The 22,628-nt window shown below is 64.4% G+C and carries 22 protein-coding genes; 15 read left to right on the top strand and 7 right to left on the bottom strand.

Going from position 1 to position 22,628, the window contains the following annotated elements:
- Positions 1 to 223: 223 nt before the first annotated feature.
- The 3 genes from ACIPV6_RS15455 (at position 224) to ACIPV6_RS15445 (ending at position 3,331) form a co-directional block, all read left to right on the top strand.
- Positions 224 to 1,678: an amino acid permease gene (locus tag ACIPV6_RS15455; protein ID WP_400271711.1), complete on the top strand. Its 1,455-nt coding sequence runs from the start codon at positions 224 to 226 to the stop codon at positions 1,676 to 1,678.
- Between the two features lie 84 nt (positions 1,679 to 1,762).
- Positions 1,763 to 1,996: an antitoxin gene (locus ACIPV6_RS15450; protein ID WP_400271710.1), complete on the top strand. Its 234-nt coding sequence runs from the start codon at positions 1,763 to 1,765 to the stop codon at positions 1,994 to 1,996.
- Positions 1,997 to 2,116: 120 nt separating this feature from the next.
- Positions 2,117 to 3,331, top strand: a complete 1,215-nt coding sequence (locus ACIPV6_RS15445) for a benzoate/H(+) symporter BenE family transporter (RefSeq protein ID WP_400271709.1) — start codon at positions 2,117 to 2,119, stop codon at positions 3,329 to 3,331.
- A gap of 73 nt (positions 3,332 to 3,404) precedes the next feature.
- Here the strand turns inward: ACIPV6_RS15445 and zapE are convergent, their stop codons facing one another.
- The gene (gene zapE / locus ACIPV6_RS15440) at positions 3,405 to 4,442 is read right to left on the bottom strand and encodes a cell division protein ZapE (RefSeq protein ID WP_400271716.1); all 1,038 of its coding nucleotides are present in this window, start codon (positions 4,440 to 4,442) and stop codon (positions 3,405 to 3,407) included.
- Positions 4,443 to 4,654: 212 nt separating this feature from the next.
- On the opposite strand from zapE, the gene ACIPV6_RS15435 reads away from it, so the two are divergent.
- Genes ACIPV6_RS15435 through ybaK form a run of 3 tightly spaced genes read left to right on the top strand, consistent with a single transcriptional unit; the run spans position 4,655 to position 6,587 of the window.
- Entirely contained in the window at positions 4,655 to 5,581 is a 927-nt protein-coding gene (locus tag ACIPV6_RS15435; RefSeq protein ID WP_400271708.1) for a sulfurtransferase, read from the top strand.
- Between the two features lie 37 nt (positions 5,582 to 5,618).
- On the top strand, positions 5,619 to 6,086 hold the full coding sequence (locus tag ACIPV6_RS15430) for a SufE family protein (protein ID WP_400271707.1): 468 nt from the start codon (positions 5,619 to 5,621) through the stop codon (positions 6,084 to 6,086).
- Positions 6,087 to 6,089: 3 nt separating this feature from the next.
- Positions 6,090 to 6,587 (top strand): Cys-tRNA(Pro) deacylase, encoded by a 498-nt coding sequence (ybaK, locus tag ACIPV6_RS15425; protein ID WP_400271706.1) that lies wholly within the window; start codon positions 6,090 to 6,092, stop codon positions 6,585 to 6,587.
- Here ybaK and ACIPV6_RS15420 read toward each other — a convergent pair.
- Positions 6,577 to 7,857, bottom strand: coding sequence for an alpha/beta hydrolase family protein (locus tag ACIPV6_RS15420; RefSeq protein WP_400271705.1), 1,281 nt, complete (start codon positions 7,855 to 7,857; stop codon positions 6,577 to 6,579). The two genes, ybaK and ACIPV6_RS15420, sit on opposite strands and share 11 nt — an antisense overlap.
- A gap of 111 nt (positions 7,858 to 7,968) precedes the next feature.
- Between ACIPV6_RS15420 and ACIPV6_RS15415 the strand changes: the two genes are divergently transcribed.
- The 9 genes from ACIPV6_RS15415 to ACIPV6_RS15375 all read left to right on the top strand — a co-directional run bounded on the left by ACIPV6_RS15415 (position 7,969) and on the right by ACIPV6_RS15375 (position 17,977).
- Entirely contained in the window at positions 7,969 to 8,460 is a 492-nt protein-coding gene (locus tag ACIPV6_RS15415; RefSeq protein WP_400271704.1) for a hypothetical protein, read from the top strand.
- A 14-nt stretch (positions 8,461 to 8,474) separates the two neighbouring features.
- The gene (msrB, locus tag ACIPV6_RS15410; RefSeq protein WP_400271703.1) at positions 8,475 to 8,903 is read left to right on the top strand and encodes a peptide-methionine (R)-S-oxide reductase MsrB; all 429 of its coding nucleotides are present in this window, start codon (positions 8,475 to 8,477) and stop codon (positions 8,901 to 8,903) included.
- Between the two features lie 187 nt (positions 8,904 to 9,090).
- Positions 9,091 to 10,458, top strand: coding sequence for a DUF6421 family protein (locus ACIPV6_RS15405; RefSeq protein WP_400271702.1), 1,368 nt, complete (start codon positions 9,091 to 9,093; stop codon positions 10,456 to 10,458).
- A complete protein-coding gene (locus ACIPV6_RS15400; protein WP_400271701.1) occupies positions 10,458 to 11,186 on the top strand; it encodes an SDR family NAD(P)-dependent oxidoreductase in 729 nt (242 codons plus the stop codon). Before ACIPV6_RS15405 ends, ACIPV6_RS15400 begins: the two co-directional genes overlap by 1 nt.
- Before the next feature lie 43 nt (positions 11,187 to 11,229).
- A complete protein-coding gene (locus tag ACIPV6_RS15395) occupies positions 11,230 to 12,309 on the top strand; it encodes a threonine aldolase family protein (protein WP_400271715.1) in 1,080 nt (359 codons plus the stop codon).
- A 59-nt stretch (positions 12,310 to 12,368) separates the two neighbouring features.
- Positions 12,369 to 13,028 (top strand): DUF3000 domain-containing protein, encoded by a 660-nt coding sequence (locus ACIPV6_RS15390; protein ID WP_400271700.1) that lies wholly within the window; start codon positions 12,369 to 12,371, stop codon positions 13,026 to 13,028.
- 59 nt (positions 13,029 to 13,087) lie between these two features.
- The gene (locus ACIPV6_RS15385; RefSeq protein WP_400271699.1) at positions 13,088 to 14,422 is read left to right on the top strand and encodes an HRDC domain-containing protein; all 1,335 of its coding nucleotides are present in this window, start codon (positions 13,088 to 13,090) and stop codon (positions 14,420 to 14,422) included.
- 160 nt (positions 14,423 to 14,582) lie between these two features.
- Complete coding sequence (locus ACIPV6_RS15380; RefSeq protein WP_400271698.1) at positions 14,583 to 15,836, top strand: thiolase family protein; 1,254 nt, start codon at positions 14,583 to 14,585, stop codon at positions 15,834 to 15,836.
- Positions 15,833 to 17,977 carry a 3-hydroxyacyl-CoA dehydrogenase NAD-binding domain-containing protein gene (locus ACIPV6_RS15375; RefSeq protein WP_400271697.1) on the top strand — a complete coding sequence of 715 codons (2,145 nt, stop codon included), beginning with the start codon at positions 15,833 to 15,835 and terminating at the stop codon, positions 17,975 to 17,977. The genes ACIPV6_RS15380 and ACIPV6_RS15375 overlap by 4 nt, the downstream gene beginning before the upstream one ends.
- Before the next feature lie 129 nt (positions 17,978 to 18,106).
- On the opposite strand, the gene ACIPV6_RS15370 is transcribed toward ACIPV6_RS15375, so the two are convergent.
- From ACIPV6_RS15370 to dxs, 5 genes are read right to left on the bottom strand one after another with little or no spacing between them, the layout of a single operon-like run.
- A complete protein-coding gene (locus ACIPV6_RS15370) occupies positions 18,107 to 19,084 on the bottom strand; it encodes an aldo/keto reductase (protein WP_400271696.1) in 978 nt (325 codons plus the stop codon).
- Positions 19,085 to 19,137: 53 nt separating this feature from the next.
- Positions 19,138 to 19,371: a hypothetical protein gene (locus tag ACIPV6_RS15365; protein ID WP_400271695.1), complete on the bottom strand. Its 234-nt coding sequence runs from the start codon at positions 19,369 to 19,371 to the stop codon at positions 19,138 to 19,140.
- Between the two features lie 44 nt (positions 19,372 to 19,415).
- Positions 19,416 to 19,976, bottom strand: a complete 561-nt coding sequence (locus ACIPV6_RS15360) for a hypothetical protein (RefSeq protein WP_400271694.1) — start codon at positions 19,974 to 19,976, stop codon at positions 19,416 to 19,418.
- Positions 19,973 to 20,542 carry a DUF402 domain-containing protein gene (locus ACIPV6_RS15355; protein ID WP_400271693.1) on the bottom strand — a complete coding sequence of 190 codons (570 nt, stop codon included), beginning with the start codon at positions 20,540 to 20,542 and terminating at the stop codon, positions 19,973 to 19,975. The genes ACIPV6_RS15360 and ACIPV6_RS15355 overlap by 4 nt, the downstream gene beginning before the upstream one ends.
- A complete protein-coding gene (dxs, locus tag ACIPV6_RS15350) occupies positions 20,539 to 22,512 on the bottom strand; it encodes a 1-deoxy-D-xylulose-5-phosphate synthase (protein ID WP_400271692.1) in 1,974 nt (657 codons plus the stop codon). Before dxs ends, ACIPV6_RS15355 begins: the two co-directional genes overlap by 4 nt.
- Between the last annotated feature and the right edge of the window lie 116 nt (positions 22,513 to 22,628).

Genomic DNA, 22,628 nt, shown 5'->3' with positions numbered 1-22,628 from the left:
CCACACTAAGCTTCAAAAGCTTAGCCACCCCGGATTTCCCCACGCCGGCACTGGGAAGCACGCCCCTGCCATACACACGTTCTGTCCTATAACCCGTCATGGGGCCGCAATTCATCAGCCCACTTAATCTATAAGGCTAAGAAAAAATCGCTTTATCCAATGTGATTGGTCTCGCATAATGTACTGCGAACTCATCACCAATCGCCCCTTGGCAGGAGTACCCATGAATCAACAGACCGCATCGCAGTCGGTCCTGAGGCGCAAGCCGATCGACGACATCGAAGAAGAAGGCAAGCACAGCGGACTCTTCAAGAGTCTTGGCCTCTGGCAACTGACGGCTATCGGCGTTGGCGGAATCATCGGCGTCGGCATCTTTTCGCTGGCCGGACTGGTGGCCCATGGCGACGCCAACAACCCCGGCGTGGGCCCGGCGGTACTCATTTCCTTCCTGGTGGCCGGCCTCGCCTCCGGTGCGGCCGCACTGTCCTACGCCGAATTCGCAGGAATGATTCCGCGGGCCGGTTCTGCCTACACCTACGGGTACGTCGCCCTCGGGGAGATCATCGGCTGGTTCATCGGCTGGGACCTCCTGCTGGAGTACATCGCCATCGTTGCCGTCGTCGCCATCGGCATCTCCGGCTACTTCGACGCCTTCCTGTCAGGCATTGGCATCCACATGCCCACGTGGATGACTTCCACTGCGGATGAAGGCAAGGGCGGCATCATCAACCTGCCCGCCATCCTCGTGTGCCTCCTGGTCACCTGGATCCTCAGCCGGGGAACCAAGGCCTTCGGCCGTTTTGAACTCGTGGCGGTAGCCATCAAGGTAGTCCTGATCCTGTTCATCATTGGACTGGGCATCTTCTACATCAATACAGAGAACTTCAACCCGTTCATGCCCAGCGGCTTCGGTCCGGTCCTGGCCGGCGCAGCCACGGTCTTCTTCGCCGTATTCGGCTACGACGCCATGAGTACGGCCGCCGAGGAAGCCAAGGACGGCAAGAAGCACATGCCCAAGGCAATCGTGTTGTCGCTGATCATCGCCATGTTGCTCTACGTGGCCGCCACGTTGGTGCTCACCGGAATGCAGAACTACAAGGACATCGATCCGAAGGCCGGCTTCGCTTCGGCCTTCGCAGGAGTAGGCCTGCCCGTGATCGCCACGATAATCTCGGTGTTTGCTGTCCTTTCCATCCTCACGGTAATGCTCACGTTCCTCCTGGGCGTCACGCGTGTCTGGTTCTCCATGAGCCGGGACGGTCTCCTTCCGGGATGGTTCGCGAAGACGGACAAACACGGCACCCCGCAGCGCGTCACCTGGATTGCCGGCGCCGGTTCAGCCTTCCTTGCCGGGGTCTTCCCCATCAAGGAAGTCGCGGACCTGACCAACATCGGCATCCTCGCGGCCTTCGTGGTGGTCTGTGTTTCGGTGATCGTCTTCCGCTACACCAAGCCCAACGCACCCCGGACTTTCCGGCTGCCGCTCATGCCCGTAGTCCCCGCGTTCGGCGTCCTGGCGTCGGCCTTCCTGATGGCGCAGTTGCATTGGGAGACGTGGCTCCGCTTCGGTGCATGGCTCATCATCGGCCTGATCATCTACTTCTTCTACGGCAGGAAGCACTCGTTGATGAACCCGGACAGTCCACGCCACCTGGAGTCCAGTAAGCCCTTGGCGTAGCGGACTGCCGGATCCTTGGCACCCCCGCCGACTGGTGTTAGGGTCACTCTCGGAGGAGCGAACTGGCTCCGCGACGGAAAGGAGGTGCCCGTGGGATTAATTGACGACCTGAAGGGCAAGGCTCAGGGTCTCATTCAGGGCAACGAAGAAGCCATCAAGAATGGCATCGAGAAGGCCGGAGACTTCATCGACGAAAAGACCGGCGGCAAGTTCGCCGGGCAGGTCGATGCTGTTCAGAACGCCGCTTCCGATTTCGTGGCCAAGTCAGATGGGGACGCCGGCGAGGCTCCTGTCGCGGATGAGCCGAAGCAGCCATAGCTGCCTGAGCCGCCACACCAGATACGTCAAGGGGGCACCGGTCCCGCCGAGAGGCGCCGCCGGTGCCCTTGGCGTTTAACGAACCCAAAACAGGGTGGGTCCTCGGGTAGTTTGGAAGCTATGTCTTCACCCTCTTCAGCTGTCCAACGCCCCACCAGCAAAGAGGGACTCGGCCCACCCCTTTCCGCCGGCATCGTGACCGCGTTGGTCGGATTCACCTCCTCCTTCGCCGTGGTCCTCGCCGGGCTCCGTGCTGTGGGTGCCAACCAGGTGCAGGCATCCAGCGGCCTCCTGGCACTGACCCTGACCTTTGGGCTTGGCATCCTATGGCTTTCGTGGCGGTCCAGGCTCCCGATAACGCTGGCGTGGTCCACCCCGGGCGCGGCGCTCCTCGCCTCATCAGGAATGGTCGACGGCGGGTGGCCGGCGGCAGTAGGCGCCTTCCTGATCGTCGGGGTGCTGATCTTCCTGACAGGTTTGCTTCCCGTGCTCCGAAGGCTGATGACCAGGATCCCCACCACCCTCGCGCAGGCCATGCTTGCCGGCGTCCTGCTCCCGTTGTGCCTCGCCCCGTTCAAGTCGCTGGGCTCCACTCCCCTCCTGGTTGGCCCCGTGGCGCTGTGCTGGTTGCTGATGATGAAGTTCGCGGCACGCTGGGCGGTGCCTGCGTCCCTGCTCGTGGCGCTGGGGGTCATCGGCATCCATGTGGGATTGAACGGCGTACAGCTCCCCCTTGATTCACTCATGCCGCGGCTTGAATGGACCACACCGGCCTTCACCGTGGAAGCCGCTGTCGGCATTGCCTTGCCCCTGTTCATTGTCACCATGGCATCGCAGAACATTCCCGGCGTTGCGGTCCTGAAGTCCTTTGGGTTTACCACCCCGTGGCGCCCATCCATGCTGGTGACGGGAGCCGGGACCCTTTTGGGTGCGCCCTTTGGCGGCCACGCCATCAACCTTGCTGCCCTCAGTGCCGCGCTGGCGGCGGGAGAGGAAGCCGGACGGGATCAGGGCAGGCGCTGGATCGCCGCCTTCACCTCCGGCGTTGCCTATCTGTTTCTGGCCGTGTTTTCGGCGGCCCTGGTAGCGCTCGTAGCCGCCGCGCCTCCGGGCCTCCTCGAAGCTGTTGCGGGCCTGGCACTGCTCGGCACCCTGGCCTCTTCCATCTCCTCGGCACTGGCTGTCGCCGAAGACCGCATTCCGGCATCCATAACGTTCCTCCTCGCCGCCTCCGGGCTTAGTTTCGCCGGTGTCGGAGCCGCTTTCTGGGCGTTGGGGGGCGGCATCCTGATCCGCTGGCTGCTGAAGTCAAGGGAACCGCTGCAGCCGCGGTAAACGGTGGCCAACGACATGCCCGCCCGGGCAAAAAGCCAGGGCGGGCATCTCTTTTGAGTCAGGCCCTGCGGAATCAGGCGGGCTCGTGGTTCTGTCCCTCACGGGCCAGCGCCGTCAACCGGGAGACCGCCCGGAAGTACTTCTTCATGTAGCCTCCACCCATCATTTCTTCGGTGAAGAGCTTGTCGAACGGGACACCGCTGGCCAGGATGGGCACATCCTTGTCATACAGGCGGTCGGCAAGGACAACAAACCGCAGCGCCACTGCCTGCTCCGTAATGGTTTCCACATCCCGCCAGACCACGGCCTCGATCCCGGAGATCAGCTGGCGGTAGCGGCTCGGGTGCACGCCTGCGAGATGGTCCACCAAGGTTCGGAAATCGTCCACGGCCACGGTCTTGCCGGCGAACTCTGCCTGCATGCGGTGCTTGAGTTCTTCGGTCTTGAGTGGCGCAGGGGCGGCGGGCAGGCCACGGTGCCTGAAGTCTTCGCCATCGATCCTCACCACGTCGAATTGGTCGGCCAGGACCTGAATTTCCCGTTGGAAGTCCACAGCGGCGAAGCGGCCTTCCCCCAGGGAACCCGGCAGCGTGTTGGACGTGGCAGCCAGCTTCACGCCGGCGTCGGCCAGTTCCCGCATGAGGCGGGACATCAGGACCGTGTCACCGGGGTCGTCCAGTTCGAATTCGTCAATGCACACCAGTTTGTAGCTGCTGAGCGCCTCCACGGTCTTCCGGAAGGACAAGGCGCCAACAAGGTTGGTGTATTCAACGAACGTACCAAAGGCCTTCGGACCCGGGGACCTGTGCCACAAGGAGGCCAGAAGGTGGGTCTTGCCTACGCCGAAACCGCCGTCGAGGTAGATTCCGGCCCGGGCAGGAGCTTTCTTGGCAAACAACTTCTTGAAGAGTCCGCCGTTGTCATCGGCACCGACGCTGTCGGCAAATGCCGAGAGCAGCTTGACCGCGTTGGCCTGGCTGGGCTGCGAAGGGTCCGGCCGGTAGCTGTCGAACGAAACCTCGCCGAACCGCGGAGAGGGGTAGAACCCTTTGAGGAGCTCTTCCACGGAGACTGCCGGTGTGCGTGCAGCCAATTGTTCGATCTGTACCACGGTGGTCCGTTCTTCAGGTTGTGGGTTCCCAGCAAGAATACCGGCATCGGAGGCTTCACGAACGGGCACGTGACCAAAGCCATGTTTCACCATGTGAACAGCCGGGAAGCATTGGCTGCGGCCCGTGGTTAGTGTTGGGAGCAAGCCCGGCAGGCAAGTGCAGCACCGTCGAAGTGCCTGGCTCCGTCCAATGTCAGTGAAAGGCCACCACCATGTCCTACCCCGTTGAACAGAACGAAAAGTTCGCCGCGTACGCGAACCCTGAACGTCTCGTATCCACCGAATGGCTCGCCGCAGCACTGGCAGACGGCGCCCTCGCCGACGGCAAGCTGGTGGTGGTGGAGTCCGATGAGGACGTACTCCTGTACGAAACCGGGCACATCCCCGGCGCCGTCAAGATCGACTGGCACACCGACCTGAATGATGAAGTCACCCGCGACTACGTGGACGGCGCAGCGTTCGCGGCCTTGGTTGCCGCCAAGGGCATCTCCCGTGACAGCACGGTGGTCATCTACGGCGACAAGTCCAACTGGTGGGCCGCGTATGCCCTGTGGGTCTTCACCCTGTTCGGCCACGAGGACGTCCGCCTCCTCGATGGTGGCCGCGACAAGTGGATCGCCGAAGGCCGCGAACTCACCACCGACGTCCCTGCCCCGGCTGCCGGAAGCTACCCGGAAATCGAGCGCAACGACGCCCCCGTCCGCGCCTTCAAGGAAGACGTCCTGGCCCACCTGGGCAACCCGCTGATCGATGTCCGTTCCCCTGAGGAGTACACGGGCCAGCGCACCCACATGCCCGCGTACCCCGAGGAAGGCGCCCTCCGTGGCGGCCACATCCCCACTGCCGCATCCGTGCCCTGGGCCAAGGCAGCTGCCGAGGACGGCACCTACCGTACGCGTGAAGAGCTCGAAGCCCTTTACCTCGGCGAAGCCGGACTCCAGGCGGGCGACGACGTCGTGGCCTACTGCCGCATCGGTGAGCGCTCCAGCCACACCTGGTTCGCACTGAAGTACCTGCTGGGCTTCGACTCCGTGCGCAACTACGACGGTTCCTGGACCGAATGGGGCAACGCGGTGCGCGTTCCGATCGTCAAGGGCGCCGAACGCGGTTCTGTACCTGCCGCCCTGGTCCGTAACTAGCGCGTCATCCGGCGGAGCAGTGCGTAAGCTGGAAGTGATGAGTACCAACACCTTGCCCGCCGCGTTGGCGGAAATCGTCGATGACTTCCAGGCACTGTCCGAGCCTGAGCGCCTGCAGCTGCTGCTTGAGTTTTCCCGTGGCCTGCCGGAACTGCCGGAGCGCCTCACCAACCATCCGGAGTTGCTGGAGCAGGTTGTCGAGTGCCAGTCCCCGCTGTTCCTGACCATCGAGTCCGAAAGAAACGGGACGGACCCGGCTGGTGCCCGTGCCTACCGGTTGTTCTTCAAGGCTCCCCCGGAGGCGCCCACTACGCGTGGATTCGCCGGCGTCCTGCATGAGGGACTCGATGGCTTGACGGCACAAGAGATCCTGGCGGTTCCGGACGACATGCCGGAACTGCTGGGATTGACCCGGGCCATCACTCCGCTGCGCATGCGCGGAATGACGGCCATGTTGGGACGCATCAAGCGGAAAGTGGCAGCGGCCAGCAGGCTGGAACGCTAGGCCATGGCCAAGAAAACGGCTTCACAGGGAACGCCGGCTACAGCAGCTTTGACTGCGGCCGGCGTTCCTTTCGTTGCGCACCCCTATGCCCACGATCCCTCGGCCACCAGCTACGGGCTGGAAGCCGCGGAAGTCCTGGGCATGGATCCTGCCAGGGTCTTCAAGACACTCATGGTGGAAGTCGAAGGCAGGCTCGCTGTGGGGATCGTTCCCGTGTCCGGGAACCTGGACCTCAAGGCCGTGGCGGGTGCGCTCGGATCCAAGAAAGCCGCCATGGCCGATCCCAAGGCCGCCGAGCGTCGCACAGGCTATGTCCTCGGTGGGATCTCCCCTTTGGGCCAGCGCCAGCCTTCCCCCACCGTACTGGATGAGTCGGCATTTGCCTTTGACACAATCCTCGTTTCCGGTGGCCGCCGCGGCCTGGACCTTGAACTGACTCCGGCCGACCTCGTCCGCCTGACACAAGCCGTCACGGCAAGGATCGGCACCGTCAAGAACTGAGGTCCCCCGATCCGGGCCGCGGAGCGGGGTCTCCCGGGTTGTTGCGGGGAGCCAGTTGCCGTTGCAGCCAGGACGCGACAAGGCGTTCCCACTTGTCCGGGTCGACGTTCCATTCCTTGGTGTGGCGCGCCCCATGGAAGGGTTCGAACGTCACCATCTCCGGGTTCTTCTCCGCCAGGCTGGCAGAGGGTTCAAAGGGGACATAATCGTCGTCGACGCTGTGGATCACCAGTGTGGGCGTACGCAGCTCAACAGCCCTGGCTTCCCAGTCCATCGCTTTAAGGTCAACGGGCGCGGCGAGGCCGGTCAATCGGCGTCCCAACGGGTGGGTGAGCATCAGCTGCCCGTACCTGCCCACGTTGTACGGGATCTTGTTCATCTCGGCGTGGTGGGCCATGACATTGACCCAGTTGATGACCGGGGCATCGAGCACCAGCGCACGGATCAGGTGCCTGTGCTTGGCAAGGTCTGCTGCCTGGAGGCTGATGGCCCCGCCCATTGACCATCCAAACAGAACCACTTCTTCGGCCCCATGCTCCAGGGCGTACTCGATCGCGGCTTCCACATCGCGCCATTCCGTCGAGCCAAGTCCGTACCTGCCGTCCAAGGCGGAGGGTGCCAGGCCGTCATTCCGGTAGGAAACCAGCAGGCTGTCCAGGCCCAATGCCTTGGCGGTCCGCACCGCCCGCAGTCCCTCAAGCCGGTTGGCACCCCGGCCATGCACCATGATCGCCCAGACTTTGGCCGGTGCCGCCGCGTCCGCCCTGACCAGCCATGCAGGAGCCTTACCGCCGTCCACTGCAATGTCCACGTCCTCGGCTGCCAGCCCGATCGCTGCCGGGTCAGGATAGACGGCACCACTCCACCAACCGCGCCTTGCCCCGGAAAGGTCTCCACTGTAGACCTGCTCCACGTCGCGGAGCACGGTCTGCTCAGCCGGCGAGTAGGACACGATCCTGCCGATCCTGGCGTGTCCCTTGCCGCCGTCGAAGAAGAGGCTGAAGACGCCGTCGATCGTGGTGTCGGGCGTGGCGGCGAGGATAACCTGCGGGCCATTGTCCCCTCGGATCACCGCCAGGACCTCCTGGTCCTCGTTACGTGCCGCCGGTGTGATGACCCGCCGCGCGAAATAGACCGCGAGCGCTGAAGAGCCCGCTCCCACCAAGGCCGCAAGGGACCCGCCGGTAAGGATTCCCGCGATGGCCCACTTGGCGCGAAGGGAGAGGGTGGAGTCTGCAGCGTCGCCCGCTGGCCTGTTCTTCGATGCCATGGCTCCATTCTCTCTGCTCGGCCGCCTTGGTGCGCACACGCCCCCTTCGGGCGGAGGAGAATTGCTGGTAAAACCCTGCGGTGTGGAGTTCGGCGGGTCTACGCTGTAGCCATGAGCGATCCCATCGTCATCCTGACAGAAGAGCCCCTGGGGCACGACGACCGTGCAAACATTGCCAAACTGCTCGACGACGGCGACGCGCCGATCGTCGTCCTGGTTCCAGCCAACACAGAGCGGCATCTCCTGGTCGACTTCCTCGAGAACCTTTCATTGCTTGATATCGCCAAGGCGTTCAAGGAACTTGGTGCGAAGTCGCCGGACCCGCAGGTTGAGAGGGCCGAGGCTTCGGACGCACTGGCAACATCGCTGGCTGCCCTGGCCGGCTTGGGCAGCGGCGTCACCGGCGAGATCGTGGACGGCGGTGCCGTGGCCGGCCTGGTGTCCAAAGTAAGGTCGCTCGATGCCGCACAGGCGGTAGTGGTCACCCGGCCGCATGCCATCGCCGACACTTTCCATACGGACTGGGCCAACAAGGCCCAGGACCAGCTGGGACTCCCGGTGCTGCACCTGTATGCCGGTTCGGGATTTATCGGCGACTCGTGAGCGTTGCATAAGACATGACGTCATCTGAGAACACCAGCGCGCCCGTGGAAAAGTCCGATGCCCAGTGGCGCGAGGAACTGACCCCTGACGAGTACCGCGTGCTGCGGCAAGCCGGAACCGAGAGGCCCTACACGGGCGAGTACTGGGACACCCACACGAAGGGCGTCTACCAGTGCCGTGCCTGCGGCGCCCAGCTGTTTACCAGCGGGGAGAAATTTGATTCCCACTGTGGCTGGCCGTCCTTCTGGGCCCCGCTGGCCGAGGGAACTGTCCGTTACCTGCACGACCGGACCCTGGGCATGGAGCGCATTGAGGTGCGGTGCGCCAATTGCGATTCCCATCTTGGCCATGTCTTTGAGGGCGAGGGCTACGACACTCCCACCGACCAGCGGTACTGCATCAATTCCATTTCGCTTCGCCTGGTGGAGGCCGACGCCTCCTGACCGCCCCGGTGCGGGTTCCGATCGGGAGCCCGCACCCCGTTCAGCGGCTTCCGCTGGAGCTTGAGGCTCCAACGTTTACGTTTTGCAACAGTATCTCTTACGCTCCACCCAATTTTGAATTAGCGATGCTTCTCCCATTGCTACGCTCGCCTCAGAAGCATTACCTACTTCGAAAGGGCTGAGTTCCATGACAACCATCGCTACCGCCACCCTTCCGCTCGTCACTGCCGACAACGCGGACTGGAAGGCACTCAAGGCCGCTGCCACGGCCCTCCAGGCGCACCAGGAGCAGGACGGTTCCATTGCCGACCCCGCAGCGCACGCCGAAGCTAAGGCCCTGGTGGACGCCATCTCCGAGGCCATCACCAATCTGGCACCCAGCTTCCCGCACGACGCCCGCTACCTGGAGCTCCTGGTGGCAGACTTTGCACGCTGGGCCAAGGAAGGCTTCGGCGTCCCGGACTTCCTCGACTCGCTCCAGGCCTTCCAGCCGCAGCAGCAGCGCATCGACGGCCTCCAGCACCTGGTGGTGTTCCCCATGTACACCCAGAACGGCAGCACCAACCGCCTGGTGGAGGCGGTCCTGATCGAGGTCATCTGGCCGGAGTTCATTGGCGGCCTGGAAGCCGGCGAGTACTCCAACAAGCTCTTCGTACCGATCCGGTTCGTCGATTTCACCGCCGGTTACGACACCAACTCAGCCGTACTTTTCCCGGAAACGGTCGCAGTCCGCGAGACCCCGACGTTCACGTGGGGTGCCATTTTTGCCGACCGTGAGGCAGCCCGCTTCCGGCGCGTCCTGAAGGCAGCTGCCGCAACCACCTCGCTGGAACTGCCCGAGGACGCCGCCCAACTCCTCGAAGACCAGGAACTGACCCAGCGCACCTTCGTCATGTGGGACCTCATCCACGACCGCACCCACATGCGGGGCGACCTGCCCTTCGATCCCTTCATGATCAAGCAGCGGATGCCATTCTTCCTCTACTCCCTCGAGGAGCTCCGGTGCGACCTGACCGCCTTCCGCGAAGCGGTCCGGATCGAGAAGGACGAAGAGGCGGACGCGGACGCACGCAAGCACGCGAAGCTGGTGCAGTACGCAGTAATCTTTGACCGGATCTTCCGGTTCGCCATCACCGGCAACCGCGTCCGGAACTACGACGGCCTGGGCGGCCAGCTGCTGTTTGCCTGGATGCACCAGCACCGCGTGCTCCACTGGACCGACAGCAAACTCAGCATCGACTGGGAGGAAGCTGCCGCCGTCGTGGTTGAACTGGGTGCCCGCATCGAGGACCTGTACTGGCGCTCCATCGATCGTCCGAAGGCCGCGCACTGGATTGCCGCCTACCAGCTCATCTCCGAGACCGTCACCCCGCACCCCGCCTCGGTTTGGGCCAAGGGCCCCGATGCGCTCCCCCTCGCCGGACCGCCGCGGGCACTGACCGACCAGGTCCTCGACGACGAATTCCCGCTGTCCATGTTCTACGAGGCACTGGAGAAGAAGATGCGCCCCGTCATCGAGTCCACCACCGGCATCACAGGCGCGATGGCGGCCTGATGCCACCACTGACAGTCCTTGTGACCGGCGGAAGCAGCGCTTCGGGCGTAGCCACCGCGCGGGCGTTGGCGGCCGCCGGTCACAAGGTATTCACTGTCGGCTCAGACCCCGCCAGGATCGGCGCCGCCGCCCACGACGCCGGACACGGCGTAACACCGCTGACATGCGATCTGGGGAGTTTGGCGGCCGTCCGCGACCTTGACGCGACCCTTCGCGGACTCGGCGTGGAACGCGTGGATGGCCTGATCCACCTGGTAGGAGGCTGGCGGAGCGCCACCGGCATCGAAGACCAGGGCGACGACGATTGGGCGGACCTGGAATCCAGCGCCATCACCACCGTGCGTAACGTCTCCCGCGTCTTCTACCGGCAGCTGGAATCCTCACCTACGGGGCGGTTCGCCATGGTGTCATCGACGACGGCGGCAGCTCCCACCGCGGCGACCGCAAGTTACGCCGCGGCCAAGGCAGCGGCCGAGGCGTGGACCCTGGCGGTTGCGGAAGGGTTCGCGCGGGACCAACAAGGCGACGGCACGGGCCCGGCGGAGCAACGGAGCGCAGCAGTGGTCTTTGTGGTGAAGTCCCTCGTGGATGCCGGCATGCGGCGTGACAATCCCGACCGGGAGTTTCCCGGTTATACCGACGTCGAAGACCTGGCGGGCGCCGTCGTCGGGCTCTTTGACCAGCCCGCCGACTCCCTGAACGGCCAGCGGATCCTCCTGGCGAAATAGACTTGAAAGCGTGAATGAACAAGTGACGAGCACAACAGAAGCCATCCACTCTGCAGGCAGCACAACGGATAACGGCCGGCTGCACAACCCCTCGGTCCGCGGATTCGCATCGGACAACTACTCCGGCGTCCACCCCGAAATCCTCGCGGCCCTGGCAGGCGCCAACGGCGGACACCAGGTTTCCTACGGCGAAGACGTCTACACCGCCCGCCTGCAGGAGGTCATGGAGCAGCAGTTCGGTCCTGGCATAGAATGCTTCCCGGTCTTTAACGGCACGGGCGCCAATGTCCTGTCCCTGCAATCGCTCCTGCCCCGCTGGGGAGCCGTGGTGTGCGCCTCAACGGCCCACATCAACATGGACGAGAACGGCGCACCCGAACGCATTGGCGGCATGAAGCTCCTCCATGTTCCCACCCCCGACGGCAAGCTCACCCCGGAGCTCATCGACCGCGAGGCTTGGGGCTGGGGTGACGAACACCGGGCACAGCCATTGGCCGTCTCCATCACGCAGACCACGGAACTGGGTACGTGCTACACCCCGGAGGAAGTCCGCGCCATCGCAGACCACGCCCATGCCAAGGGCATGAAACTCCACATGGACGGCGCCCGGCTGGCGAATGCGGCGGCGCACCTGGGCGTTCCCCTGCGTGCGTTTACCCGCGACGCCGGCGTGGACATCCTGTCATTCGGCGGAACCAAGAACGGCCTGCTGTTTGGCGAAGTGGTGGTTGCCTTGAACCCGAACACTTCACACGGCCTGAAGTACCTGCGCAAAATGAACATGCAGCTGGCCTCGAAGATGCGCTTCATCTCTGCGCAGTTCATTGCCCTGCTGGAGGACGGACTCTGGCTGCGCTCCGCCGGCCACGCGAACGCCATGGCATCCCGCCTGCGCACCGCCATCGACGGCATTGACGGCGTGGAGCCCACCCAGGCGACCCAGTCGAACGGCGTCTTTGCCGTCCTTCCGGAAGGCGTTGCCGACCGGCTCCGTTCCTCGTTTGCCTTTTACGACTGGGACGCCGCCCGGCGCGAGGTGCGGTGGATGTGTTCCTTCGACACCACCGAGGAAGACATCGACGCCTTCGTTTCCGCCATCAAACGGGAGTCGGCCGCCGGATAATACGGCATTCCGGGGCGGCGAGCCTGCACAGGATCGCCGCCCCGGGCGCATAACCTGCGATGGTGAACGCCCTCGCACAGGTTCCCGCGGATTTTCTCTTTGCCTTGGGAACGCTTCGAAAAGCACAATGCCGCAGCGAATTGAGGCTGGACGAGATCCCTGCTCCCGCCCGGTTGGCGCCGTATGCCGTTGCCCTTGGCGCAGAAGTCTTCCGGCCCACCGCCGCCACCCGCCGCGTCCCCGTCCACGGACCAGCCGCCAAGGCCTTCGTCGACAACACCAGCGGGAGCCCATCCGACGACGAAGACGACGAACTGGCTACCGGACGCTTCATCCTCCTCCACGACCCCGAAGGCTCCGCGGTCTGGGAAGGTGAGTTCCGGATAGTCACCTACATCCGGGCCCAGATGGATGCGGAAATGGGCAATGACGCGATGTTGGGCTCGGTTGCCTGGACCTGGTTGGTTGAAGCACTCGAGAACCACGCCGCACCGTACCGGGCAGCGGGAGGGACTGCCACCCGCATCCTGTCGGAGAGCTTCGGCACCCTGGCCGAACGCCCGGACACCATCGACATAGAACTCCGGGCGTCCTGGACGCCCGCAAGCTCCAACGTCCAGGCCCATCTGGAAGCGTGGTCGGACATGGTTTGTACCTTCGCAGGCCTACCTCCACTGCCTCCCGGGGTGACCGGCCTGCCCAACAGGAGGCTCAATTGACCCCTCCGGCCAACCCTGCCCCGGCCGTCTCCGGCGGGTATCGGTAAGCTTAAGCAATCATGACCCCTGAAAACCTGGAAAAAACCACTGCCGGCGACCCGGTTGCTGATCCCACAACACACATCAAGGTTGAAGGCTTCGACGGCCACGTACCTGTTGTCATTGAGCTGGACACGCCCCGTGAAGGCGTGCCGTTGGTCATTGACACCCCGTCCGGCCTGGAACGCTGCGCAGCCGCCATTGCCGCGGGGACCGGACCGGCCGGCGTCGACGCCGAACGCGCGTCCGGGTTCCGCTACGGCCAGCGCGCCTTCCTGGTGCAGATCCGCCGGGAAGGTGCCGGAACCTGGCTCATCGACCCCGAACCTTTCGACAACCTGGACATCGTCAACGACGCCCTCCGGGGTGTTGAGTGGATCCTCCACGCGGCCACGCAGGACCTGCCGTGCCTGTCTGAACTGGGCATGTGGCCGGACAAGCTGTTTGATACCGAGCTGGCGGCCCGCCTGGCCGGACTCCCCCGGGTGGGTCTCGCCGCAGTCATCGAGCAATTGCTCGGCTTCGGCCTCGCCAAGGAGCACTCTGCCGCAGACTGGTCCACCCGCCCCCTCCCTGAGCCGTGGCTGCGCTACGCGGCTCTCGACGTGGAAGTCCTTGCCGAGCTCCGGGAGGAATTGATCGAACTCCTCGAAGCCGACAACAAGCTCGACTTCGCCGAGCAGGAGTTCGCCGGAATCCTCGCCGCGGGCATCGCACCGCCGCGGGTGGATCCTTGGCGCAAGACCTCAGGCCTCCACCAGATCCGGGACCGACGGCAGCTGGCCGCGGTCAGGGAACTCTGGCTGGAAAGGGACCAATTGGCTCGCAAACGGGATGTCGCCCCCGGGCGCCTCATCCCAGATTCCGCGCTGGTTGCCGCAGCCAAGGCCCTGCCTACCACGGTTCCCCAGTTACTGGCCACCAAGGGCTTCCATGGCAGGTCCGCACAGCGCGAAGCCCCCAGGTGGCTGCGTTGCATCAGTGCAGCGCGCACCCTGACCGAGTTGCCGCCACTGCACCTGCCCACCAACGCTCCGCCACCCCCGCGCGTCTGGGTTGACAGGGATCCCGAAGCCGCAGCACGCCTGGCCACGGCCAGGCCCGTCCTGCAGGAGAAAGCAGACACCCTGAAGCTGCCCGTCGAGAACCTGCTCACCCCGGACTACCTCCGCCGCGTCATGTGGCGGCCGCCGTCAGATGCCTCGCTCGAATCAGTCTCCAGTGAATTGCGGACATTGGGGGCACGCGAATGGCAGATCGCCCTGACCGCGCCCATCCTGGCCGAGGCGTGCCTCAACCCGCAGCCACTTCCACCCAAAGAGCCCAAGGAGCCCAAAACCACGGACGCACCCTGACGCCATAGCAAAGGGAGGCCCGCTTCCGAACCCCGGTTCGCAAGCGGGCCTCCTGCGTTTCCCGGCCTTGCATGCTAAGTTACTGACGAGTAACATTTCAGCAATGCCACCCGGTAACCGCCTTGCGGTCCCGGCACCATGTCTCGATGAGGAGTACCGCATGAGTCCCACCCGCACCGCTACACGGAACATCCGCGACGTCGTCTTCGTGGACGGCGTCCGCACTCCCTTCGGCAAGGCCGGAGAGAAGGGCATCTATGCCGGAACGCGCGCTGACGACCTCGTGGTGAAATGCATCCGCGAATTGCTTCGACGGAACCCCTCCCTCCCTTCCGACCGTGTGGACGAGGTAGCCATCGCGGCTACTACCCAGACCGGCGACCAGGGCCTCACCATCGGCCGCACCGCTGCCCTCCTCGCCGGTCTTCCGCGAACCGTGCCGGGCTTCGCGATCGACCGCATGTGCGCAGGCGCCATGACCGCGGTAACGACGACGGCGAGCGGCATCGGTTTTGGCGCGTACGACGTCGTCATTGCCGGCGGGGTGGAACACATGGGCAACCACCCCATGGGCGCCGGAGCCGATCCCAACCCCCGGTTCATGTCCGAACGGCTGGTGGATCCGGCAGCGCTCAATATGGGCAACACGGCCGAGAACCTGCATGACCGCTTCCCCGCGATCACCAAGGACCGGACGGATGCCTATGCGGCAGCCTCCCAGGCCAAACTTGCCGCAGCATACGGCAACGGACAGATCCAGGGGGACCTGGTGCCCGTGGCCACCCTCAAGCCCGGCCAAGGCTGGGCTCTCCACACCGTGGACGAGCCACCTCGTCCAGGCACCACCGTTGCGGATCTTGCCGGGCTGCGGACCCCGTTCCGCGCCCACGGCCGGGTCACCGCCGGCAACGCCGCCGGATTGAACGACGGTGCCACAGCGGCACTGCTCGCCGCCTCCGACACCGCCGAAGAGCTCGGCCTGCCGGTCAAGATGCGGCTGGTCTCCTACGCGTTCGCAGGAGTCGAGCCGGAAGTCATGGGCATCGGACCCGTTCCGGCCACCGAAAAGGCCCTCAGGAACGCCGGGCTTGGCATCGACGACATCGGGCTGTTCGAAATCAACGAGGCCTTCGCCGTCCAGGTCCTGAGCTTCCTGGATCATTTCGGGATCGCGGACGACGATCCCCGCGTCAACCGCTACGGCGGGGCGATCGCCGTCGGGCATCCCTTGGCCTCCTCGGGAGTCCGCCTCATGAACCAGTTGGCACGCCAATTCGAAGAAGATCCATCGGTGCGGTTCGGCATTACCACCATGTGCATCGGCCTGGGCATGGGAGCCACTGTCATTTGGGAGAATCCGCACCACGCCGAGTACGGAACCAGCACGCACACCACAGAAGGAGCCGCCGCATGAGCGCCAACGATTTCCGGAAACTTGCCGCCTTGTTCCCGGACGAGGTAGTGACACACTCCTATGTGCAGGACATCGATCTGCCAGGAGGTGCCGGAACCTTTGCCCTCATCACCTTGGACAACGGGCTGGACCACTCCAAGCCCACCACGCTGGGCCCCAACACCCTGGTGGAGCTCGGCAACGTCCTGGAGACCCTCCGGGAACGCGCCGCGCGCGGCGAGATCGTGGGCGTTGGCGTCACCGGCAAACCCTACTTCCTCGTGGCGGGTGCGGACCTCTCGGCAGTGAAGAACCTCAAGGAGCAGGACCACGGCCTCTGGATGGCGCAACTGGGCCACGATGTCTATGCCACGCTGGCCAACCTCGGGGTGCCGAGCTTCTCGTTCATCAACGGCCTGGCGTTGGGCGGCGGCCTGGAGATCGCCTTGCAGTCGAACTACCGGACGGTGTCAACCGGAGCAGGCGCCCTGGCACTGCCCGAAGCTTTCCTGGGACTGGTGCCGGGCTGGGGTGGCGTCTACATCCTCCCCCGCCTGATCGGTCCGGAGAACGCCGTCAAGGTGATGATTGAAAACCCGTTGAGCAACAACCGCACCTTGACCGGTCCCCAGGCCTTCGAGCTGGGCATCGCCGATGCCTTGTTCGAACCGGCCGATTTCCTGGAGCAGTCACTCGCGTGGGCTGCGAGTGTTATCACCGGCCACACCACGCCCGTGCGGAAGAATGCCGTCGACCCTTCCGAAGAAGCCGTAGCCGGCCGTTGGGCCTCCGCCGTGGCGGCAGGGCGGGCGTTCGTGGAGTCCAAGACCTCCAACGCTTCCCCGGCGCCGGCGAAGGTCCTGGACATCATGGAAGCCAACCGGACCATGAGCCAATCCGAATCGGCCGCCCTTGAGTGCGAAACGCTGGCGTACCTGATGCAGACGGACGAGTTCCGTTCCACCGTCTACGCCTTCCTTGACCTCGTCCAGAAGAGATCCAAGCGCCCGGCAGGAGCTCCCGACCGGAAACTTGCCCGGCCCGTCACCAAGGTGGGGGTGGTGGGCGCCGGCCTCATGGCCAGCCAACTTGCCCTCCTCTTCGCCCGGCAACTCAAGGTGCCCGTGGTCATGACAGATATCGACCAGGCCCGCGTGGACAAAGGCGTGGCCTACGTGCACGGCGAGGTGGACAAACTGCTCGCCAAGAAGCGCATCAAAGCCGACGCCGCCAACCGCACCAAGGCGCTGGTCACCGGATCGGTCTCCAAGGCAGCCTTCAGTGACGCCGACTTCGTGATCGAGGCCGTGTTCGAGGAACTGAATGTCAAGAAGCAGGTCTTCGCCGAGGTGGAAGCCATCGTTTCCCCCGAATGCATCCTGGCCACGAACACCTCTTCGTTGTCCGTCACCGCCATGGCTGAGGACCTTCAACATCCGGAACGCCTTGTGGGGTTCCATTTCTTCAACCCCGTGGCCGTCATGCCGCTCCTGGAAATCGTCAAAGCCCCCGCAACGGACGACGCCGTCCTGGCAACGGCTTTCGAGCTCGCCAAGGGCCTGAAGAAGACCGCAGTGTTGGTGGAGGATGCGGCCGCTTTCGTGGTGAACCGCGTCCTCCTCCGCCTCATGGGCGAAGTCATCGCGGCCTTCGACGAGGGCACGCCTGCGGACGTGGCAGACACGGCGTTGCGCCCCATGGGCCTGCCCATGACACCGTTCACGCTGAGTGCCATGGTGGGCCTCCCCGTCGCCCAGCACGTCCAGGAATCGCTCCATGCAGCTTTCGGCGACCGGTTCCCCGTCTCCCAGAACCTGCAGAAGCTGATCGACAACGGGATCACCTCATTGTGGGTTCCGGACGCCGCCGGAACGCCCGCCATCCCTGCGGAGACCCTGGCCATCCTGTCCTTCGGAAGCACACCGTCCACTGGCGCCGATGTCCTGCGCCGGACCCAGGACGCGCTGGCGGAAGAGATCGGGCTGATGCTCGCCGAAGGTGTTGTGGCCGGACCGGAAGACATTGATCTTTGCATGATCATGGGCGCCGGCTGGCCGATGTTCCTGGGTGGGATCACGCCGTACCTGGACCGTGTGGGCGCCTCGGAAAGAGTGAACGGCAAGCGGTTCCTGGCCCCCGGGGTGGCGTCCGCAGCGGTTTAGTGACGCAGCGGAGGCCTGGGTCCCCACAGGCGCCGCAGACGCCGGAAGGGCCGGGGAACGGAGTATCCGTTCCCCGGCCCTTCGCTGCCTAACCGGCCGGTGGGCATCACTCCGCCGCGTGGCTGTCCGCTAGAACAAGGCCACCTTTGGGGACTTCGGGAAGATTCCGTCCAGTTCTTCGCGTTCCTCCTGCGTGGGGATCCACCGCACGGCTTCGGCATTCTGGCGAATCTGTTCCGGCTTGGTGGCTCCCGCGATGACACTGGCCACGCCCTGCTGCGCGGCAAGCCAGGAGAAGGCCAACTCCAGTTCGCTGAGATCCCGTTCCTTCGCGAACTGCCCAAAACGTCCAAGCTGTTCCCAATCGGCGTCGTTCACCAGGTTGGTCCGGGTGTGGCTCAACCGCGAACCTTCCGGTGCATTGCCCGCCGAATACTTGCCGGTCAGCAGGCCGTTGGCCAGGGGAAAGTATGGCAGGACGCCCAAGGAGAACTCCACGGCAGCGGGCAGGACCTCCAGTTCGGCCCGGCGGTCCAGCAGGTTGTAGTGGTTTTGCGTGGAGATGAACCGTGCTCCGCCCAGCTCCCGTCCGACGTACTCGGCCTGGGCGATCTGCCATCCCGCGAAGTTGGAGTGGCCTATGTACCGGACCTTGCCGCTTCGCACCAGATCATCCAGCGCCGCCAGCGTCTCCTCGATGGGCGTGCCGGCATCCGGGGTGTGGAATTGGTAGAGGTCGATCCATTCGGTGCCAAGGCGCCGGAGGGAAGCCTCCACGGCCTGGACAATGTACCGGCGGGACCCGCGGGCGCCGAAGTCATTGCCGTTGGCGCCGCGCATGTCCATGCCGAACTTGGTTCCGATCACCACGTCGTCCCTGCGACCCCCCAACGCCTTTCCGAGCATGGTTTCGCTCAGGCCCGGCTCCCGGCCGTAGACATCGGCGACGTCAAAGAAGGTCACTCCCGCGTCGATCGCGGCATGGACTACCGCGTCCGTGCCTTCCTGGGACTCCGTGGGAGTATTGGCGCGGCCAAGGTTGTTGCAGCCCAGCCCAACAGCTGAGACGGTCAATCCTGAGTGGCCTAGGCGTCGGTAATCAGTCATGAAGTCAGCCTATAACGTGCACCCCGGACACATAGTCACCCGAGGCAACAATGTCAGGCGTCTGTGGTTCCGGGCCTGCCGTAGCCGATCCCGGACTCCTCCATGGCATCCTCCAACTGGGCAATGGCCACTGGCCCCATGCCATGCAGCTTGGACGTCTCCAACTCGCCGAACTCGGCCAACTGCTCGAGTGTTTCAATGCCCTGGTGGGCCAGCGCACGTCTGGCAGGAGCCGCCAGGCCCTTGGGAAGCGGTGTGTGTCCTGGCCAGTTGCTCTTGTGCGGCATGGGAGATCCCTCTTTGTACGGTTGAGGCCTGCGATGGCTGGTACTTAGAGCGTAAAGCCAGCGCCTTGCTTGGGCGAGTGCTTCACCTTGAATGCAGTGGGATCACCGTGCGGAGCGGCCGCGATGCTGAGCTTGGTAAAGTCCAGATCCTCGTTGCGGATACAGACCTTGATGGCGTTGACCGCTTTGGTGACATCCGGGCACAGGCAGAAAACGTTCAGGCGGGAATTGCCGATGTCCGTGCGGTCAACAACCCCGAGGCCGCGCCAGGCAAGCTCACCCGCCAGCGCAGCCTTCACTTTGCGTTCCAGATACCGGTCCCGCTCGGTCCCGTCCTTGGTCTTCAACGCGAACTGCGCCACCACCCAGAACTGTTCAGCTTCGGGAATCACGGCATAGCCGTCTTCCTCGCACTGGGCCGCGAATGCGGCCATGAGCCCTTCCGGGGACGTATCGCCGTCGATCCCCGATTCCTCGGTGCGGCTCTGGTGGCCCACCACGCCGTAGTTGACCACGAACTGTTGATCGTCCTCGTCGTACCAGGCCTCACGAAAATGCAGGACGGCGTCCTCGTCCCGCTTGTAGGTGCGGATGATGCCGCTCATGCCCGTCCTTTCCTGAACCACTCCGTGCTGGCGCTCTCCGGCGCCGAAACGTCGAAGGGGGCTTCCATCGTGCTTACGGCGGCCAAGAGGGCCGCACATTCGTCCCGCATTACCGCCACTGTATCCACGGGGTAGTCCATCCGTACCAAGTGGTCCTCGAACTCATCCTCGTCGTCAACAAAGACTCCACGGGTGGCCGAGTGGATCACGTCGAGATCCATGTCAACCATGTGGAATTCCGTCACGCCCGGCCGGATGGTTTTCCATTGGTGGGCCGTAGCAAGATCCACATAGATCCTGAAGTCCCCCGGATTGGTGTCGTCGTAGAACGTTGCCACATACTCCCCCGCTCGGGGCACCAGCAGGACGGCATCGGATGCAGTGTAGAAAGCAGCGCCGGGGCGGGAGCAGAACTCCCCCTGGCCCTGGAAAATCCACCAGCCGTGGATGTCCTCGCCAAGGTACCGGCCCGGCACTACCCAATGGGCGGTGCCGTCCCATTTCCGGTTGCGTGCCACTACGAGGTCGCCCGGCTGCAACGCACCGGGTTCGCGTCCGGCGGTCACAGCGTGGGCAGGCTTCCCGTGGTGGGGTGTTCCTGGCCCGGGAGGGGCCTGGCAAACGGAACCTTTGTCCCCAAAACCTGGGCAACGACGTCGTGCGCTATCTTTTGGGCCGTTAGCCCAACCCGCTCCAGCACCTGGCTGCGGGAGCCATGGACCAGGAATTCCACGGGCAGGCCTACCTCGTTGAGGGCCGTGTCCACGCCGGCCGCGCGCATTTCCTGCCGGATGCGGGAACCCACGCCGCCGGCACGGACCCCGTCTTCGATGCAGATCACCAGGCGGTGGCGGGCAGCCAAGGCAATGATCGACTTCCGTACCGGGAGGACCCACCGCGGGTCGACCACCGTGGAACTGATGCCCTGCGCGCCCAAGCGGCCTGCCACATCCAGGGCGAGCTCGGACATGGCTCCAACGCTGACAATCAGGACGTCGTTTTCGGTTGAGCCCTCTGGCCGGCGGGCAAGGATGTCAACGCCGTCCTTCAAGCGTTCGATCGCTTCAATTTCAGTTCCGACGCTTCCCTTGGAGAAGCGCACCACCGTGGGGGCATCGTTCACGGCAACGGCTTCCCGGAGTTCCTCGCGAAGGCGCGTGGCGTCGCGGGGCGCAGCAAGATGCAGGCCCGGAACAATCTGGACCATGGCCATGTCCCACATGCCATGATGGCTGGGGCCGTCGGGGCCAGTCACGCCGGCCCGGTCAAGCACCACAGTGACGCCCGCCTTGTGGAGGGCCACGTCCATGAGCAACTGGTCGAAGGCACGGTTGAGGAACGTTGCATACACCGCCACCACCGGATGCAGCCCGCCGTAAGCCATCCCGGCCGCGGAAGTCAGTGCGTGCTGCTCCGCGATGCCGACGTCGATCACGCGCTCCGGGTGCCGCTCGGCAAACTTGTGCAGGCCGACAGGGATGAGCATGGCGCCGGTGATGCCGACGATGTCCTGCCGCTCATCGGCAATGTCGGCGATTTCCTCGGCGAAGACCGACGTCCACGAACGCGCGCCCGGAGTCTCGGCCGGCTCGCCCGTCTCGGGATCGATGATGCCGACGGCGTGGAATTGATCGGCCTCGTTGGCCAGGGCAGGAGCGTAGCCGTGGCCCTTCTCCGTCATGGCATGGACAATGACCGGACCGCCGTACGCCTTGGCGGTGCCCAGGGCATTCTCCAAGGCCTGCAGATTGTGGCCGTCCACCGGCCCGATGTACTTCATGCCGAGGTCCTCGAACATGCCTTGGGGTGCCCACCAGTCCTTGACGCCCTTTTTCATGGCGTGGAGGCTCTTGTAAGTGAACTGCCCCACCGGGCCGCCGTTCTGGAGCCTCCTCTTCCACCAGTCGAGCATGCGCTCGTAGGCCGGGGCCGTACGCAGCGAATCGATGGTGGGCCGCAGGGACGCGAGGTAGTCGGCGAGACCGCCCACGGTGGGCGCGTAGGAACGGCCGTTGTCATTGACCACGATCACTACGCGGCGGCGCTTGTCCGCAGCGATGTTGTTGATGGCTTCCCAGGTCATGCCGCCAGTCAGGGCACCATCGCCCACGACGGCGACGACGAACCGGTCGCCTTCTCCGGTCAACTGGCGGGCACGCGAAATGCCGTCCGCCCAGGACAACGACGACGACGCGTGGGAACTTTCCACAATGTCGTGTTCGGATTCCGCGCGGTCCGGATAACCGGAGAGGCCGCCTTGCTGCCGGAGAGTGCTGAAGTCCTGCCGTCCGGTCAGCAGTTTATGGACATACGACTGGTGGCCGGTGTCGAAGACGATGCTGTCGCGCGGCGATTCGAAAATCCTGTGCACGGCCATGGTCAATTCCACAACGCCCAGGTTGGGCCCCAAATGTCCGCCGGTCGCGGCCACGTTGGTGATCAGGAAGTCCCTGATTTCTCCGGCCAACTGGTCCAGTTCGGAACTGGACAGTTTGGCCAGGTCCTGTGGATCCTTGATGGTTTCCAAGAGTCCCAAGGGCCCTCCTTACGGTCAATGACGTGCTTGTTAACTTTAGCGCGTTGCCGGTGGCCCAGTGTCTAGTGCCAGGGCGCGCCCCCTGGCCTCCATTTATCCCCGCAAACGCAGCGAGC

This window comes from Paenarthrobacter sp. NPDC089988, from assembly GCF_044748465.1.
Lineage (GTDB): Bacteria > Actinomycetota > Actinomycetes > Actinomycetales > Micrococcaceae > Arthrobacter.
The sequence above is the reverse complement of the archived record's forward strand: the minus strand, read 5'-3'. Positions and strand labels throughout refer to the sequence as shown.